14 protein-coding genes are annotated in these 14,763 nt (G+C 59.8%); 10 read left to right on the plus strand and 4 right to left on the minus strand.

Translation table 11 applies throughout. From position 1 onward, the window contains the following. The first annotated feature begins 138 nt into the window (after positions 1–138). From cobU to ACZZ0A_RS05140, 8 genes are all read left to right on the plus strand, one after another. A complete protein-coding gene (gene cobU / locus ACZZ0A_RS05105; RefSeq protein WP_123374673.1) occupies positions 139–660 on the plus strand; it encodes a bifunctional adenosylcobinamide kinase/adenosylcobinamide-phosphate guanylyltransferase in 522 nt (173 codons plus the stop codon). After that, positions 657–1,712, plus strand: a complete 1,056-nt coding sequence (gene cobT, locus ACZZ0A_RS05110; protein WP_463542598.1) for a nicotinate-nucleotide--dimethylbenzimidazole phosphoribosyltransferase — start codon at positions 657–659, stop codon at positions 1,710–1,712. Before cobU ends, cobT begins: the two co-directional genes overlap by 4 nt. Then, on the plus strand, positions 1,709–2,284 hold the full coding sequence (gene cobC / locus ACZZ0A_RS05115; RefSeq protein ID WP_463542599.1) for an alpha-ribazole phosphatase family protein: 576 nt from the start codon (positions 1,709–1,711) through the stop codon (positions 2,282–2,284). Before cobT ends, cobC begins: the two co-directional genes overlap by 4 nt. A 1-nt stretch (position 2,285) precedes the next feature. Further along, a complete protein-coding gene (locus tag ACZZ0A_RS05120; protein ID WP_463542600.1) occupies positions 2,286–3,017 on the plus strand; it encodes an adenosylcobinamide-GDP ribazoletransferase in 732 nt (243 codons plus the stop codon). Between the two features lie 176 nt (positions 3,018–3,193). Next, positions 3,194–3,598 (plus strand): MarR family winged helix-turn-helix transcriptional regulator, encoded by a 405-nt coding sequence (locus tag ACZZ0A_RS05125; RefSeq protein WP_007919794.1) that lies wholly within the window; start codon positions 3,194–3,196, stop codon positions 3,596–3,598. A 53-nt stretch (positions 3,599–3,651) separates the two neighbouring features. After that, a complete protein-coding gene (locus tag ACZZ0A_RS05130; protein WP_123374676.1) occupies positions 3,652–4,860 on the plus strand; it encodes an MFS transporter in 1,209 nt (402 codons plus the stop codon). Further along, positions 4,857–4,979: a hypothetical protein gene (locus tag ACZZ0A_RS05135; protein ID WP_256586225.1), complete on the plus strand. Its 123-nt coding sequence runs from the start codon at positions 4,857–4,859 to the stop codon at positions 4,977–4,979. The genes ACZZ0A_RS05130 and ACZZ0A_RS05135 overlap by 4 nt, the downstream gene beginning before the upstream one ends. Before the next feature lie 54 nt (positions 4,980–5,033). Further along, positions 5,034–5,594 (plus strand): glutathione peroxidase, encoded by a 561-nt coding sequence (locus tag ACZZ0A_RS05140; RefSeq protein ID WP_123374677.1) that lies wholly within the window; start codon positions 5,034–5,036, stop codon positions 5,592–5,594. Positions 5,595–5,776: 182 nt separating this feature from the next. Here the strand turns inward: ACZZ0A_RS05140 and ACZZ0A_RS05145 are convergent, their stop codons facing one another. The 3 genes from ACZZ0A_RS05145 to ACZZ0A_RS05155 form a co-directional block, all read right to left on the minus strand. Further along, the gene (locus tag ACZZ0A_RS05145) at positions 5,777–7,048 is read right to left on the minus strand and encodes an OmpP1/FadL family transporter (protein ID WP_007919786.1); all 1,272 of its coding nucleotides are present in this window, start codon (positions 7,046–7,048) and stop codon (positions 5,777–5,779) included. Positions 7,049–7,194: 146 nt separating this feature from the next. After that, entirely contained in the window at positions 7,195–7,677 is a 483-nt protein-coding gene (locus ACZZ0A_RS05150) for a hypothetical protein (protein WP_007919783.1), read from the minus strand. Positions 7,678–7,951: 274 nt separating this feature from the next. Next, entirely contained in the window at positions 7,952–8,176 is a 225-nt protein-coding gene (locus ACZZ0A_RS05155; RefSeq protein WP_003214941.1) for a hypothetical protein, read from the minus strand. Between the two features lie 962 nt (positions 8,177–9,138). On the opposite strand from ACZZ0A_RS05155, the gene ACZZ0A_RS05160 reads away from it, so the two are divergent. Together ACZZ0A_RS05160 and ACZZ0A_RS05165 are read left to right on the plus strand one after the other, a co-directional pair. After that, positions 9,139–9,462 (plus strand): SEL1-like repeat protein, encoded by a 324-nt coding sequence (locus ACZZ0A_RS05160; protein WP_007919780.1) that lies wholly within the window; start codon positions 9,139–9,141, stop codon positions 9,460–9,462. A 175-nt stretch (positions 9,463–9,637) separates the two neighbouring features. Next, the gene (locus ACZZ0A_RS05165) at positions 9,638–11,002 is read left to right on the plus strand and encodes a DNA recombination protein RmuC (protein ID WP_177321054.1); all 1,365 of its coding nucleotides are present in this window, start codon (positions 9,638–9,640) and stop codon (positions 11,000–11,002) included. Positions 11,003–11,102: 100 nt separating this feature from the next. Here ACZZ0A_RS05165 and ACZZ0A_RS05170 read toward each other — a convergent pair whose 3' ends face one another. Further along, positions 11,103–14,573, minus strand: coding sequence for a hybrid sensor histidine kinase/response regulator (locus ACZZ0A_RS05170; RefSeq protein WP_463542601.1), 3,471 nt, complete (start codon positions 14,571–14,573; stop codon positions 11,103–11,105). Positions 14,574–14,763 lie beyond the last annotated feature (190 nt).

The following is a 14,763-nucleotide window of genomic DNA, read 5'->3' on the forward strand; positions in this document are numbered from 1 at the left end:
GCCTCATCGCGAGCAGGCGAAGGCCTACAGGGTTATGTGTTTTACACAAAACTCTGGGTTGCTCGAGATCCCTTGTAGGAGTGAGCCTGCTCGCGATAGCGCCTATGGCTTCAACACATAATTTTCAGGATGTCCCCCATGCTCCAACTGATCCTCGGCGGCGCCCGCTCCGGCAAAAGTCGTCTGGCCGAAAAACTCGCCAGCGACAGCAACCTTTCGGTCACCTACATCGCTACCAGCCAACCTCTTGATGGCGAGATGAGCGACCGCGTCGCCCATCACCGCGCGCGCCGACCTGCCGAGTGGGCGCTCATCGAAGAGCCGCTGGAACTTGCTCGCGTCCTGCGCGAATCCGCCAGCGCCGAGCGTTGCCTGCTGGTCGATTGCCTGACGCTGTGGCTGACGAATCTGCTGATGCTCGATGACGCCGAACGCCTCACCGCCGAGCGCCAAGCCTTGCTCGACTGCCTGGCGTCCTTGCCGGGTGAAATCATTTTTGTCAGCAACGAGACCGGAATGGGTGTCGTGCCGCTGGGCGAATTGACTCGCCGTTACGTCGATGAAGCCGGTTGGCTGCATCAAGCTCTGGCCGAGCGCTGTCAGCGTGTTGTCCTGACCGTCGCCGGCCTGCCCCTGACTCTGAAAGGACCTGCGTTATGACTCAATCCTGGTGGCTGAACCCGTGCAAACCAGTCGACATCAACGTCGTTGAACAAGCGGCGGCGCGGCAGCAGCAACTGACCAAACCGGCCGGTTCGCTCGGTCGACTGGAATCGGTAGCGGTGCAACTGGCCGGTCTGCAAGGCCAGGTCAAACCGACTCTGGAGCAGGTGTGGATCGCGATTTTTGCCGGTGATCACGGCGTGGTGGCTGAAGGTGTTTCGGCGTTCCCGCAAGAAGTCACCGGGCAGATGCTGCTCAACTTTGTCAGCGGTGGCGCGGCGATCAGCGTGCTGGCGCGTCAGCTCGGCGCGCAGCTGGAGGTGGTCGATCTGGGGACAGTGAATCCAGCGCTGAACCTGCCGGGTGTGCGCCATTTGAACATCGGCGCGGGCACGGCGAACTTCGTGCAGGGCGCGGCGATGACTCAGGCCCAGGGCGAGCAGGCATTGCAGGCGGGTCGCGACAGTCTGCTGCGCGCAAAAGTGGCGGGCGCGCAGTTGTTCATTGGTGGCGAAATGGGCATTGGCAACACCACGGCAGCGAGTGCCTTGGCCTGTGCCTTGCTCGATTGCCCGGTGGCGCATCTGACCGGTCCCGGCACCGGACTGAATGCCGAAGGTGTCAGCCACAAGGCGCAAGTGATCGAGCGGGCGCTGGCATTGCACGCCGCACAGCGTAGCGATGCGTTGCAGATCCTGTTCAATCTGGGTGGTTTTGAAATCGCCGCGCTGGTCGGTGCCTATCTGGCCGCGGCTCAAGAAGGTGTTGCGGTGCTGGTCGACGGCTTTATCTGCACGGTCGCGGCGCTGGTCGCGGTGCGCTTGAATCCGGCCTGCCGCGAGTGGTTGTTGTTCGGTCATCGCGGTGCCGAGCCGGGCCATCGCCATGTGCTGGAAACCCTGCAGGCCGAGCCGCTGCTGGAACTCGGTCTGCGTCTGGGCGAGGGCAGTGGCGCGGCGCTGGCGGTGCCCTTGTTACGTCTGGCCTGTGATCTGCACGGGCAGATGGCGACGTTCGCTGAAGCGGCGGTGGCGGATCGTCCGGCATGACATTAAATCTGGATCTGCTGCGCCATGGTGAGACCGAACTGGGCGGTGGCCTGCGTGGCAGTCTCGATGATGCACTGACCGAAAAGGGCTGGGCGCAGATGCGTGCGGCGGTGGTCGAGGGCGGGCCGTGGCAGCGGATTGTCAGTTCGCCGTTGCAGCGTTGCGCTCGCTTTGCCGCCGAACTGGGTGAGCAGTTGGATCTGCCAGTGCAATTGGACAAGGAACTGCAAGAGCTGCATTTCGGCGCATGGGAAGGGCAGAGCGCAGCGGCGTTGATGGAGACGGATGCCGAGGCCTTGGGGCTGTTCTGGGCTGATCCGTATTCCTTTACGCCGCCGCAGGGTGAGCCGGTCAGCGAGTTTTCCTCGCGAGTATTGGCAGCGGTTGCGCGCCTGCACACTGCATACGCCGGTGAGCGGGTTTTGCTGATCAGTCATGGCGGCGTGATGCGTCTGCTGTTGGCGCAAGCGCGAGGGCTGCCACGCGAACAACTGCTCAATGTTGAAGTCGCTCACGGCGCGTTGTTTGCACTGAAGGTTGAACCCGGTGGTTCGCTCAAGGAAGGTCACTGACATGTTGCCGCTGTGGATCGCCCTGCAATTTCTCAGTAGCCTGCCGATTCGTTTGCCGGGGATGCCTGAGCCGGAACAGCTTGGGCGATCGCTGCTGTTTTATCCGCTGGTGGGGCTGTTGTTCGGGCTGATCCTGTGGGCGCTGAATCTTGCCTTGAGCGGCGCGCCGTTGCTGCTGCATGCGGCGTTGCTGCTGACGGCGTGGGTGGTGCTCAGCGGCGCACTTCACCTGGATGGTCTGGCCGACAGCGCCGATGCCTGGCTCGGCGGTTTTGGTGATCGCGAGCGTACGCTGACGATCATGAAAGACCCGCGTAGCGGGCCGATTGCGGTGGTCACGCTGGTGTTGGTGTTGTTGCTCAAGTTTGCTGCGCTGCTGGCGCTGATCGAACAGCAGCAAGGTCTGGCACTGATCATCGTGCCGTTGCTCGGGCGTGCGGCGTTGCTCGGGTTGTTTCTGACCACGCCCTATGTGCGTGCGGGCGGATTGGGACAGTCGTTGGCGGATCATCTGCCGCGCAAGGCCGGTTGGTGGGTGCTGGGCTTGAGTGCTCTGGGCTGCGTGTTTATCGCCGGGTTTGGCGCTGTTGTTGCGTTGGTGATTTCGGTCGTTGTGTTTGTCTGGCTGCGGCAGGTGATGATGCGGCGGTTGGGCGGGACGACAGGCGATACGGCGGGGGCGTTGCTGGAATTGCTGGAGATGGTGGTGCTGGTGGGATTGGTTTTGGTCTAAGAGATTATTGCTGGATGGGCTGGCCCCATCGCGAGCAGGCTCACTCCTACAATTTGAAATGCATTCCCCTGTAGGAGTGAGCCTGCTCGCGATAGCGGTGTGTCAGGCGCCACAAATGTTATGGGTAAACTCATCTGTAACTTGATTTAACACAGTCGCGGGTATATACACGCATCATGCTTCCTTCTCAGTGTTTGTGCACCAACCTGCGTCGCGCCGCTCGTGGCGTCAGCAGGCATTACGACGGCGCTCTCGACGGCTTCGGGATCAACGTTGCCCAGTATTCTTTGCTGTGCAACCTGCAGCGTCTGGATCAACCGAGCATCTCGGAACTCGCCGAGGCGATGGGTCTGGACCGCAGCACCCTCGGGCGCAATCTGCGGGTGCTGGAAGGTGAGGGGCTGGTGGCGCTGGCCGAAGGCGAGGACATGCGCAATCGCATCGTCAAGCTCACCGAAACCGGCGTACAACGCCTGGCAGCGGCACTGCCGGCCTGGGAAGCGGCGCAGCAGCGATTGATCGACAGACTGGGCGCCGAGAAGCGCGAAACCTTGCTCAGATTGCTGGATGAACTGGCCTGAGGCCGGTTTTTTCCAAACTCAAGCGGGTATATACCCGCAAGCGGAGAACAATAATGACATCGATGTGGCGTACGTGCGGTTGGGTGTTGGTCGGGAGTGCGCTGATCCTGGCGTTGTCATTGGGCGTGCGGCATGGTTTCGGCTTGTTCCTGTCACCGATGAGTGCGCAGTTCGGTTGGGGGCGTGAAGTGTTCGCCTTTGCCATTGCCTTGCAGAATCTGATCTGGGGCCTGGCACAACCGTTTACCGGCGCACTGGCTGACCGTTTCGGCGCGGCAAAAGTGGTGCTGGTCGGTGGGATCCTCTACGCGGCGGGCCTGGTGTGCATGGGCCTGTCTGATTCGGCGGTGACGCTGTCACTGAGTGCCGGTCTGCTGATCGGTATCGGTCTTTCGGGCACTTCGTTTTCGGTCATTCTTGGTGTCGTGGGTCGTGCTGTGCCGCCAGAGAAACGCAGCATGGGCATGGGTATCGCCAGCGCCGCCGGTTCTTTCGGCCAGTTCGCCATGTTGCCGGGCACGCTGGGCCTGATCGGCTGGCTCGGCTGGTCGGCCGCGCTGCTGGTGCTGGGCCTGCTGGTGGCGCTGATCGTGCCGCTGGTGAGCATGCTCAAGGACAAGCCGCTGCCGGTGCTTGGCCATGAACAAACCTTGTCCGAGGCCCTGCGCGAAGCCTGTTCGCATTCGGGTTTCTGGTTGTTGGCGTTCGGCTTTTTTGTCTGCGGTTTTCAGGTGGTGTTCATCGGTGTGCACTTGCCTGCGTATCTGGTCGATCAGCATCTGCCCGCCAGTGTCGGCACCACGGTGCTGGCGTTGATCGGGCTGTTCAATATTTTCGGCACTTACACTGCCGGCTGGCTGGGCGGGCGCATGTCCAAACCGCGTCTGCTGACAGCGTTGTACCTGTTGCGCGCGGTGGTGATTGTGCTGTTTCTGTGGCTGCCGGTGACGACCACGTCGGCCTACCTGTTTGGCATGGCGATGGGTTTCCTGTGGCTGTCGACGGTGCCGTTGACCAACGGTACGGTGGCGACCTTGTTTGGTGTGCGAAACCTGTCCATGCTCGGCGGCATCGTGTTCCTGTTCCATCAGCTCGGCTCGTTTCTCGGCGGCTGGCTGGGCGGGGTGGTGTATGACCGAACCGGGAGTTATGACTTGATCTGGCAAGTGGCGATTCTCTTGAGTCTGCTGGCGGCGGCGCTGAACTGGCCGGTGCGCGAGCGTCCGGTCGCACGTCTGCAAGCCGCTGCGAGCGCCGTATGAGTCAACTCTGGTCACGAATCGTCATCACCGCACTCGGCGCCGCATTGCTGGCGCTGGTGTGGTGGGGCTGGCATCAGGGTGGCCTGGCGCTGATGCAGTTGGGCATGAGCATTTGCTAGAACGAGGCGTGGCGAGTAACGTCGAAGTCTGACGATTGCTCAAGGATGTTCGACATGCTGATGCGCTGGTGTGCTGTTCCCGCGTTGCTGATGGCGATGGCTGGCCTGGTCCAGGCCGCTGACTGTCCCGAATTGCTGCAAGGCTCGTTGCCCAAGTTGCGAGCCAAGGAATCCATCGATCTGTGCAAGCAGTACGCCGACAAACCATTGGTGGTGGTCAATACCGCGAGTTTCTGTGGTTTTGCGCCGCAGTTTGAAGGGCTTGAGGCGCTGCATAAGCGCTTTGAGCCGCAAGGGTTGCAAATGCTCGGTGTGCCCTCCAACGACTTCAAGCAGGAATCGAAGGATAGCGCCGAGACCGCCAAGGTCTGCTATGCCAACTATGGCGTGACGTTCGCGATGACCGAGCCGCAGAAGGTTCGTGGCGATGACGCTACGCATCTGTTCCAGGTGCTGGCGGCACAGAGCAGCGCACCGAAGTGGAATTTCTACAAATATGTGGTTGATCGCCAGGGCAAGGTGATCGCCAATTTCTCCAGCCTGACCAAACCCGATGATCCGGAGTTTATCGCCGCGATCGAAAAGGCGATTGCCTCGAAACCGCTGAAACCCTGATTTGTAGGAGCTGCGGCACGCTGCGATCTTTTGATTTTAAAAAAACAGATCAAAAGATCGCAGCCTCGTTGCACTCGACAGCTCCTACGAGTCGCACAAAATTCAGGCATTAAAAAGCCCCGCTTTCTGTAAAGAGAGCGGGGCTTTTTTGTGGGCGAAGGGCTTAGCCTCGCCGCGCAGCATCAGAAGCGGTAGGTAGCGCCGACACCGAAACCGTTTGCCGAGTTTTCATACTTCGAGTTGTAGCTCTGGCCACGATCGTTCTGGTTGCGGATGTTGACCGACTCTTCCTTCAGGTACGAGTAGGCCACGTCGATGGTCAGATCTTCGGTCGGGCTCCAGCCGGCACCGATGCTGAAGATCGTCCGGTCGCCGGTAGGAATGCGTGGCGAGCGGTCGACGTTGTTGGTCGGCGACTGGTCGAAAGTCAGACCGGTACGCAGTACCCATTCCTTGTTCAGCTGGTACGAAGTACCCACGGCGTAAGCCCAGGAGTCGTGCCAGTTCTGGTCTTCGGTGATCTCGCCGAACTGACCGGCCAGCAGCGGCTGCACACCGGAGTTCTTGACGGTGATTTTCTCCAGCTGGCTCCAGCGGGTCCAGGTAGTACCGGCATAAACGTTCCAGCGATCGTTGATCGCCTGGGTTACCGAGAGGTCGACCGATTCAGGGGTAGTGATCTTCAGCGAAGCGTCGTACTTCTGGTTGGCGCCCACACCGACCAGGGCCAGTGCGCCGTAGTTGACCTTGGTGTCGCCTTCGAGCTTGTAGTCGACTTTCGAGTGGTACGTCAGGCCGACGCGAGTGCTGTCGGTGGCTTGTACCAGCAGGCCGACGTTGTAGCCCAGTGCGGTGTCGTCACCCTTGATCTTGACCTTGCCGTCCGGCAGGGCTTGAGTGATCGACAGGTTGGACTCCAGCGAGCCGTCAATGCGGTTGATGGTTGGACCGAAACCGATCGATACCTTATCGTTGAAGGCGTAGCTGACGGTTGGCTGGAAGGTGATCACTTGTACTTCGGACTTGCTGCCGAAGTAACGGCCGGCAAAGCCTTTTTCGTAGTCGGTAATCAGGCCGAATGGCACGTACACGCCAAGGCCGAATGCCCAATGATCATCGATCGGTTTGACGTAGAAGCCCATAGGTACTGAGGTGAAGGGCACCATGTCGCCTTTGTTGCTGCCGCCGTTAGGGCTGGAGCTGGCATCGCTGATATCGGTTTTTGCATCGAGGAATGCAACGCCGCCAGTGACTTGTTCGCGCTTGAGGCGCGACATGCCGGCAGGGTTGCCATAAACAGTGCTTGCGTCGTCGGCAGAAGAAGATCGCCCAGCGTAACCAGTGCCCATCCCGCTGATGCTGTGTTCGTTGATGGCAAAGCCAGCTGCGAAGATCTGGGTGGATGCCATGGTAACGGCGAGGCTAAGGGTGGTTTTGAGCATGACTTTTTTCATTATTAGAACTCCTGGTGATCACCGGGGCGAAAATTACCAACATTTTCGCCCCAGCGCTATAGTCCGTATGCCTTGAGTTAGAGCGGTTTTGTAGGACAATCCGACCAGATTCGCGACCTGTTGGCAGATCTTTTGAAACCCGGCGGTCAGCAAGCGACCTGATTCACCGTTGAAACACAGGTGTGCCAGGCATAAGTGAAGTCGCGCAGACGACCTTGGGGTTGAAAGGTCTGGCGCCAGATACGCGCCATCCCCAGCAAATCGTTGGAATCGGGGAGAGTGGGGTTTTGTTCTTCTACCAGCAGCCAGGCAATCGCTGTGGCGTAACGCAGATTGACCGTAAGTTCCAGGTGGGGGCCGCTGAGGAAAGCGTGTTGACTGGCGAGGCCGCGCACCAGGCTCGCGCGTTCCGGGTCGAGCGCCAGATAATCATCCCAGAGGGCCTGATGGCGATGCTCGGCGATGCGGTAGAGGCCGTGCCCACGGCGGTCATGCAGGGCGGAACCCAAGGCTGACTGGCTGGCGGCGATGCCCAGCAGCAGAGATTCGGCAGTCGCGCTGTGACGTCCCAGGTAGATCAGCGTAGGACGGATCACGTAGCGGCACAGTTCGCTGGCAGCGATACCCATAAAACCCTCGGTTCTTGTTATTAATGGCGAGTCCTGAAGGGGGGCTTGGCAGCTGTGGATCGGTTCAGGCTCGCCGCAAGCGGATCACGCCGCTTGAGTTGAAGTGTAGTGTCATATTCGCGACGTAAAGGCCTGTTTTTAAAATATTTCCGGCTGCGGGGAATATTCGTTATATCCGATGGTGCTTAGCCGCTGAGGGGTAAAAGCGAAACATCGGGCAATAAAAAGCCCCGCATTTTGTGCGGGGCTTTTGCTTTTGCAGCCTTTTCGGCTTTCAGGCAACCAGTGCCTGACGGGTACGATCGATCACGGCCTGCAGCGGTTCAGCGCTGGAGTACTGATCGGGGTACAGACGCTCGCTGTGGCGGGCGATACCGTGTTCGTTGACCAGTGTGAAGCTGAAGCAGCCTTTGCGAGCGGCCATGATCAGGCAGTTCATTGGTGCAAAAGCATTGGTTAGGGTGCGAATGGCATCCTGAGTATGGATTTGAGTAGACATAGTTATTAGGTGTTCCTACAAATGACACGGATAAGAACCGTGCAACGTTAAAACGTTCCAGTAACGTCGACCACCATTGGTCAAACGAAGAACCCGACTGGAACAAAGCAGCCAGTTTGAAGCGCTGATAAGTTGGCGCGCTTGGGCTGGCAGGTAGGTACTTAGGAGGGCAGGCATCACAACGAGGGCAAAGGTTCTGGGCCCGGGGTGAAGATCCTGATCAATTTGCAGGTTGGTTCGGTCAGAGTAAGTGTTCTTCGCAACACCCTTCGCATCATTCGAAGGCAGTGTCGTCGCAAGATTTACCTGGAAACCATCGAGGGGTCGTTCCCGCTTTTTCGGTAGGGCTTCTTGGTAGAAGGCTGACCGTGGGGATGTGTTCGACCGGAATTGACTTTCAGCTTGGTACTAACGCCGCGGATACTAACGGATCGAAACGGGTAAAGCAAACTTCGTGTAGAAAAACATCGCAGCCACAGCTTGAGGCTGCTTGGCGTGTTTGCTCAAATGCCCGGAATTGGCGCATTGATTGACCGTCGGTCGGTGAAGATATTTTCATCGAGGCGCGCGCCAGACTGGTTTATCCCCCCACTGATCGCCAAAACGACCCGAAAAAGCGCAGCGATATAACCAGGTAACAGGTACTTGTGCACATTAGTTGCGCAGGCTGTAACGGCGCTGTCATACCAATCCTGACCCCGATGGCTGCCTGCAACGAAAGTTTAAGTCAATGAAAAACATCGCTTTTTTTTGTTGGTGAAAAAATCGTCAGTTTGACTGCGAGCCCCATTCCATAAGGCTTTGCGAGGGTTGGAGGGCGGTTGTCCACTGAGTTATCCACAGCTTCTGTGGATTGTCCCGAGCGCTTGCTCTAGGACGGGCGTGCCGGGTTGTTTTTCGACTTTACCTGTAAGAAAAAGAGAGTAGAGTGGCGCGCCTTCCGATTCGTCCCACAGTGCTTTATGAAGTTTCGCTCAGTATCAGACTCTGTTACCTCACAGCCTTCTCCTGTTACCCCGCCCAAGCGATTTTCCGTTCGCGTTGCCGAATGGCTGCTCGACAGCCCGCGCCTGAGCGACAGTCACAATGCCAAACACCTCGCTGGCCGCCTGCTCAAACAACCGGCGCGTGATGGCGTGGTGGTTGCGCAAAGCCGTCTCGGCCAATTGATGTGCCGCGAATGCGGTAACGCACGGGACCGTCGCATCGGTCAGGATCTGTTGCGCCAGGCTGCTCGCGCCGGCGACCGTCGTGCGCAGCAGGAACTCGGTCTGCTCGAAGACTGAGCTGTCCAAGACCTGACACCTTGGTTAACCTTCAGGCTTTATAAGATCGGCGGGAGTGGCTATGGCTATGGACTTGACCAGCGTATTGCTGGGGCTTGCAGCAGCGGGATTGCCACTGCTGGCGCTGGCCTGGCAACTGCAACGCCGGGCGAGCAATGGGCAGGCCGAGGTGGCTCTGCTCGAAGAACGTCTGGCCATGGCGCAACTGGCACAGGACGGGCTCAACGCGCAGCTCGACGCCAGTCGCGATGAGATCGCCGATCTCGGTCAGGCCAATGCCGCCAAGCAAGCTGAACTGGCGGCTCTGCGCCGGGAAGTCGAACTGCTGCAGATCGAACGCGACGACGCTCGCGATGCCTCCCACGCCTGGAACCTCGAACGTGCGAACAAGGAAGCAGAACTGCGCCGCCTCGACGCACAGGCCGCCTCACTGAACGCCGAACTGCGCGAACAGCAGGAAAGTCATCAGCAACGCCTCAGCGACCTGCAAGGTTCGCGCGATGAACTGCGGGCGCAGTTTGCCGAACTGGCCGGGAAGATCTTCGATGAGCGCGAGCAGCGTTTTGCCGAGACCAGTCAGCAACGGCTCGGACAGTTGCTCGATCCGCTCAAGGAGCGCATTCAATCCTTCGAAAAACGTGTGGAAGAAAGCTATCAGGCCGAGGCCCGCGAGCGCTTCTCGCTGGCCAAGGAACTGGAGCGCTTGCAGGCGCTCAATCTGCGTCTGAGCGACGAAGCCACCAACCTGACCCGTGCCCTCAAAGGCCAGAAAACCCAAGGCAACTGGGGCGAGCTGATTCTTGAGCGTGTGCTCGAACACGCCGGTCTGGAAAAGGGCCGCGAGTACCAGACCCAGGTCAACCTCAAAGGCCCGGACGGCGAGCGCTTCCAGCCTGACGTGATCATTTACCTGCCGGGCGACAAGCAAGTGGTGGTGGACTCCAAGGTGAGTCTTACCGCGTATCAGCAATACGTGGCTGCCGACGACGACACCCTCGGGCAGATCGCGATCAAGCAGCACGTCCTGTCGTTGCGCAATCACGTCAAAGGCCTGGCCGGCAAGGATTACAAACGTCTGGAAGGCCTGCACAGCCTCGACTTCGTTTTACTGTTCGTGCCGATAGAAGCTGCGTTTTCGGCGGCGTTGCAGGCTGAGCCATCACTGTTTCAGGAAGCCTTCGACCGCAACATTGTCATCGTCAGTCCGACCACGTTGCTGGCAACGTTGCGCGTGATCGACAGTCTGTGGAAGCAGGAGCGCCAAAGTCAGAACGCTCGGGAAATCGCCGAGCGCGCCGGGTGGCTGTACGACAAGTTCGTGCTGTTTATTCAGGATCTCGATGAGGTCGGCAATCGACTGCAACAGCTGGATAAAGCCTACAGCTCAGCGCGTAACAAGCTGACAGAAGGGCGCGGCAATCTGGTCAGTCGCAGTGAACAGCTCAAGTTGCTCGGTGCACGGGCGAGCAAGAGTTTGCCGGCGGATTTGCTGGAGCGGGCGATGACCGATGTCGATGGTCTCGTCGAGCTCCCTGAATAAAGATCAAAAGATCGTCCGAACGCGGCCCGAGCCTCCGGCAGCTCCTACAGGGTGTACGCCATACCCATGTAGGAGGTGCCGGAGCTGCGATCTTTTGCTTCTATAGCGGCAAATACCGACTCAACAACGCCCGCAACGCCGCCGGCTTCACCGGTTTCGGCAGATAATCCAGGCCCGCCGCGTGCACCAGCGCGATCATCTCAGGTCGCCCGTCAGCACTGATCACCACCCCCGGCACCGGTTCGCCCAGGCGTGTGCGCAACCACGCCATCAACTCCGTACCGGTATCCCCGTGATCGAGGTGATAGTCGACCAACGCCAGTTGCGGTCGCACGCCGTCACTCAGCAGCGCCGCACACTCCTCACGATTGCGCGCCGTCCACACCTGACAGCCCCAGCGGCTCAGCAGGCTGTTCATGCCGATCAGAATGCTGTCTTCATTGTCGATGCACAGAACCTGCGCGCCGCTCAGCAACTTGCCATTCAATTCAGCGACGGCGCTGGCCGGCACGGCTTGTGAGCGAGCCAGCGGCACGCTGACGCTGAACACACTGCCGCGCCCCGGCCACGAGCGCACACGCAAGGTGTGGCCGAGTACACGGCACAAGCCATCGGCAATTGCCAAACCCAGCCCGAGGCCTTTTTCAGCGCGGGTCTGATGACTGTCGAGGCGTTTGAATTCCTCGAAAATCACCTGCTGTTTATCTTCCGGAATCCCCGGCCCGCGATCCCACACTTCCAGGCACAGTTCGCCGCCGCGTCGACGCACCCCGAGCAGCACCGGGCCCTTGGCATAGCGGAAAGCGTTGGTAAGGAAATTCTGCAGAATCCTGCGCAGCAATTTGATGTCGCTGTCGATGCGCAGATGACTGCCGCGCACACGGAAGGTCAGACCTTGTTCCTGTGCCAGTGCCTTGAACTCGGCACCGAGAGTGTCGAACAGCTCATTGACGGCGAACGGCTTGCGATCCGGGTTGATCTTGCCGTTTTCCAGTCGGGAGATATCCAGCAGATCGCTGATCAGATCCTCGGCCGAGCGCAGCGAACTGTCGAGGTGCTGCACCAGTTTCTGTGCCTCGCCGCTCAAGCCGTCGTCCTGATGGGAGAGGGCGGCGGAGAACAGCCGGGCGGCGTTCAGCGGTTGCATCAAGTCATGGCTGACTGCCGCGAGAAAACGGGTTTTCGACTGATTGGCCGCCTCGGCAGTGCCCTTGGCTTCGGTCAGGGCGACGTTGAGTTGCGACAGTTCCTGGGTACGTTCGCTGACCCGTTGCTCCAATCCTTCATTGGCTTCGGTCAGCGCCTGTTCGGCTTCGCGGAATGCGGTGATGTCAGTGAAACTCATGACGAAGCCGCCGCCCGGCATCGGGTTGCCGATCAACTCGATCACCCGGCCGTTGGGGAACAGCCGCTCAGACGTATGCGCGCGGCCCTGGCGCATCCAGTGCAAACGACGAGCAACGTGGACTTCCGCTTCACCGGGGCCGCACAAACCGCGCTCGGCGTTGTAGCGAATAATGTCGGCAATCGGTCGGCCGACACTGATCAAGCCGTCCGGGTAGTTGAACAGCTCTAGATAACGCCGGTTCCACGCCACCAGTTTCAGCGACTGATCGACGACGCTGATGCCCTGGGTAATGTTCTCGATTGCACCCTGCAACAGGGCGCGGTTGAACTGTAGGACCTCCGAAGCTTCATCGGCGATTCGGACTACATCCTCCAGTTGCATTTCCCGACCTTCGATGGCGGCTTTTACCACCGCGCGGGTCGAGGACGCGCCAAGCACACCGGCCAGCAAACGCTCGGTATGGGCGATCCACTCGCCGTCGGCATTTTGGTTCGGGTTGAAGCCTTTGCCTTGACGGTAAGCGAAACGAATAAAGCTCTGCCGCGCACGTTCCTCACCGACGAAACGCGCGGCCAATTGCAGCAAATCGTCAATCTGCACCGCCAGCATCGAGCGTGCACTCGGCCGTGCGCTGATTTCCTGACCGATGAAACGCCCGGCCTGCCAGTGCTCCGACACGCGCGTGCGGGATAACACCGAAACCCAGGCAAACAAGGTGAAGTTACCGGCCAGTGACAACACCACACCTTGGGTTAGTGGGGTGATCGGCAGGTTCAGCGGATTGCTGTGCAGCCAAGCCAGTCCCGGAAAACTGCTTAGCGACCAGCCGAGGCTGTGCGCGGCAATCGGCAGGATCAACGTGTAGAACCACAGGAAAGTACCGGCGGCCAGGCCTGCGAAAACACCGCGGCGGTTGGCCTGTTTCCAGTACAAGGCGCCGAGCATGGCCGGTGCCAGTTGGGTCACCGCAGCGAAGGCAATCTGGCCGATGGTCGCCAGACTGGCAGTGGAGCCAAGCAAGCGATAGCTGACGTACGCCAGCAGCAGAATCACCACGATGCTCACGCGGCGCACCGAGAGCATCCACTGGCGGAATACTTCGAACGGGCGCTCGGCGTTATTTCTGCGCAGCAACCACGGCAATAGCATGTCGTTGGAGACCATGGTCGACAGCGCCACACTGGCGACAATCACCATGCCGGTCGCCGCTGACGCGCCGCCGATAAACGCCAGCATCGCCAGCGCCGGGTGCGCCTGAGCCAGTGGCAGGCTAATCACGAAGGAGTCGGGCAAGACGTCACTTGGCAGCATCATCTGACCGGCTAAAGCGATCGGGACTACAAACAAAGCAGCCAATGCGAGGTACGCTGGAAACACCCATTTGGCCAGGCGCAGATCCTGCGGATCAATGTTCTCCACCACCGTCACATGGAACTGCCGGGGCAGGCAGATGATTGCCATCATCGCCACGCCGGTTTGCACCACCATCGATGGCCAGTTGATGGTTTCTTTCCAGTATTCCTCGAGGCGTGGGGCGAGCATGGCTTGGTTGAACAGGTCTTCGAAACCGTCATACAGGCCATAAGTGACGAAGGCGCCGACGGCGAGAAACGCGAACAGTTTGACCAGCGATTCGAAGGCAATCGCCAGCACCATGCCACGGTGGTGTTCGGTGGCATCGAGGTTGCGCGTGCCGAAGACTATGGTGAACAGCGCCAGCACCAGCGACACGATCAGCGCGGTGTCCTGGGCGCGGGTACCCATGGCGTCGGCACCGGCGCCGATCAGCAGGTTCACGCCGAGGACAATGCCCTTGAGTTGCAGGGCGATATAAGGAAGGACGCCGACCAGGCAGATCAGCGCAACGACCACCGCCAGCGATTGCGATTTGCCGTAACGCGCGGCGATAAAGTCAGCGATGGAGGTGATGTTCTCCTGTTTGCTGATCATCACCATCTTCTGCAGGACCCACGGCGCGCCCACCAACAGCAGGATCGGTCCGAGGTAAATCGGCAGGAATGACCACAGTTGTTCCGCCGCCTGACCGACTGCGCCGAAGAACGTCCAACTGGTGCAGTAAACCGCCAGCGACAGGCTGTACACCCAGGCACGCATGCGCGGCGGCAACGGCGCGCTGCGGCGGTCGCCGTAGAAGGCGATGGCGAACATGATGGCCATATAGGCCAGGGCGACGGCGGCGATCAGCCCGGTGGACAGCGACATGCAACACTCCCGACAAATGACTCCCCGGCACTCCTGCCCGGGCGGACAGTCTCGCATGCGCGGGGCGGTTAGTCAGTGTCGACCAAGGTCGTGGCGTGGCGGGGTGTCGCAGGTTGAATGGAGGCGTTGTGCGTTGACATTGCCAGGCATCGAACCCTGTAGGAGCTGTCGAGTGAAACGAGGCTGCGAT

It is taken from the genome of Pseudomonas sp. AC242 (assembly GCF_979258655.1).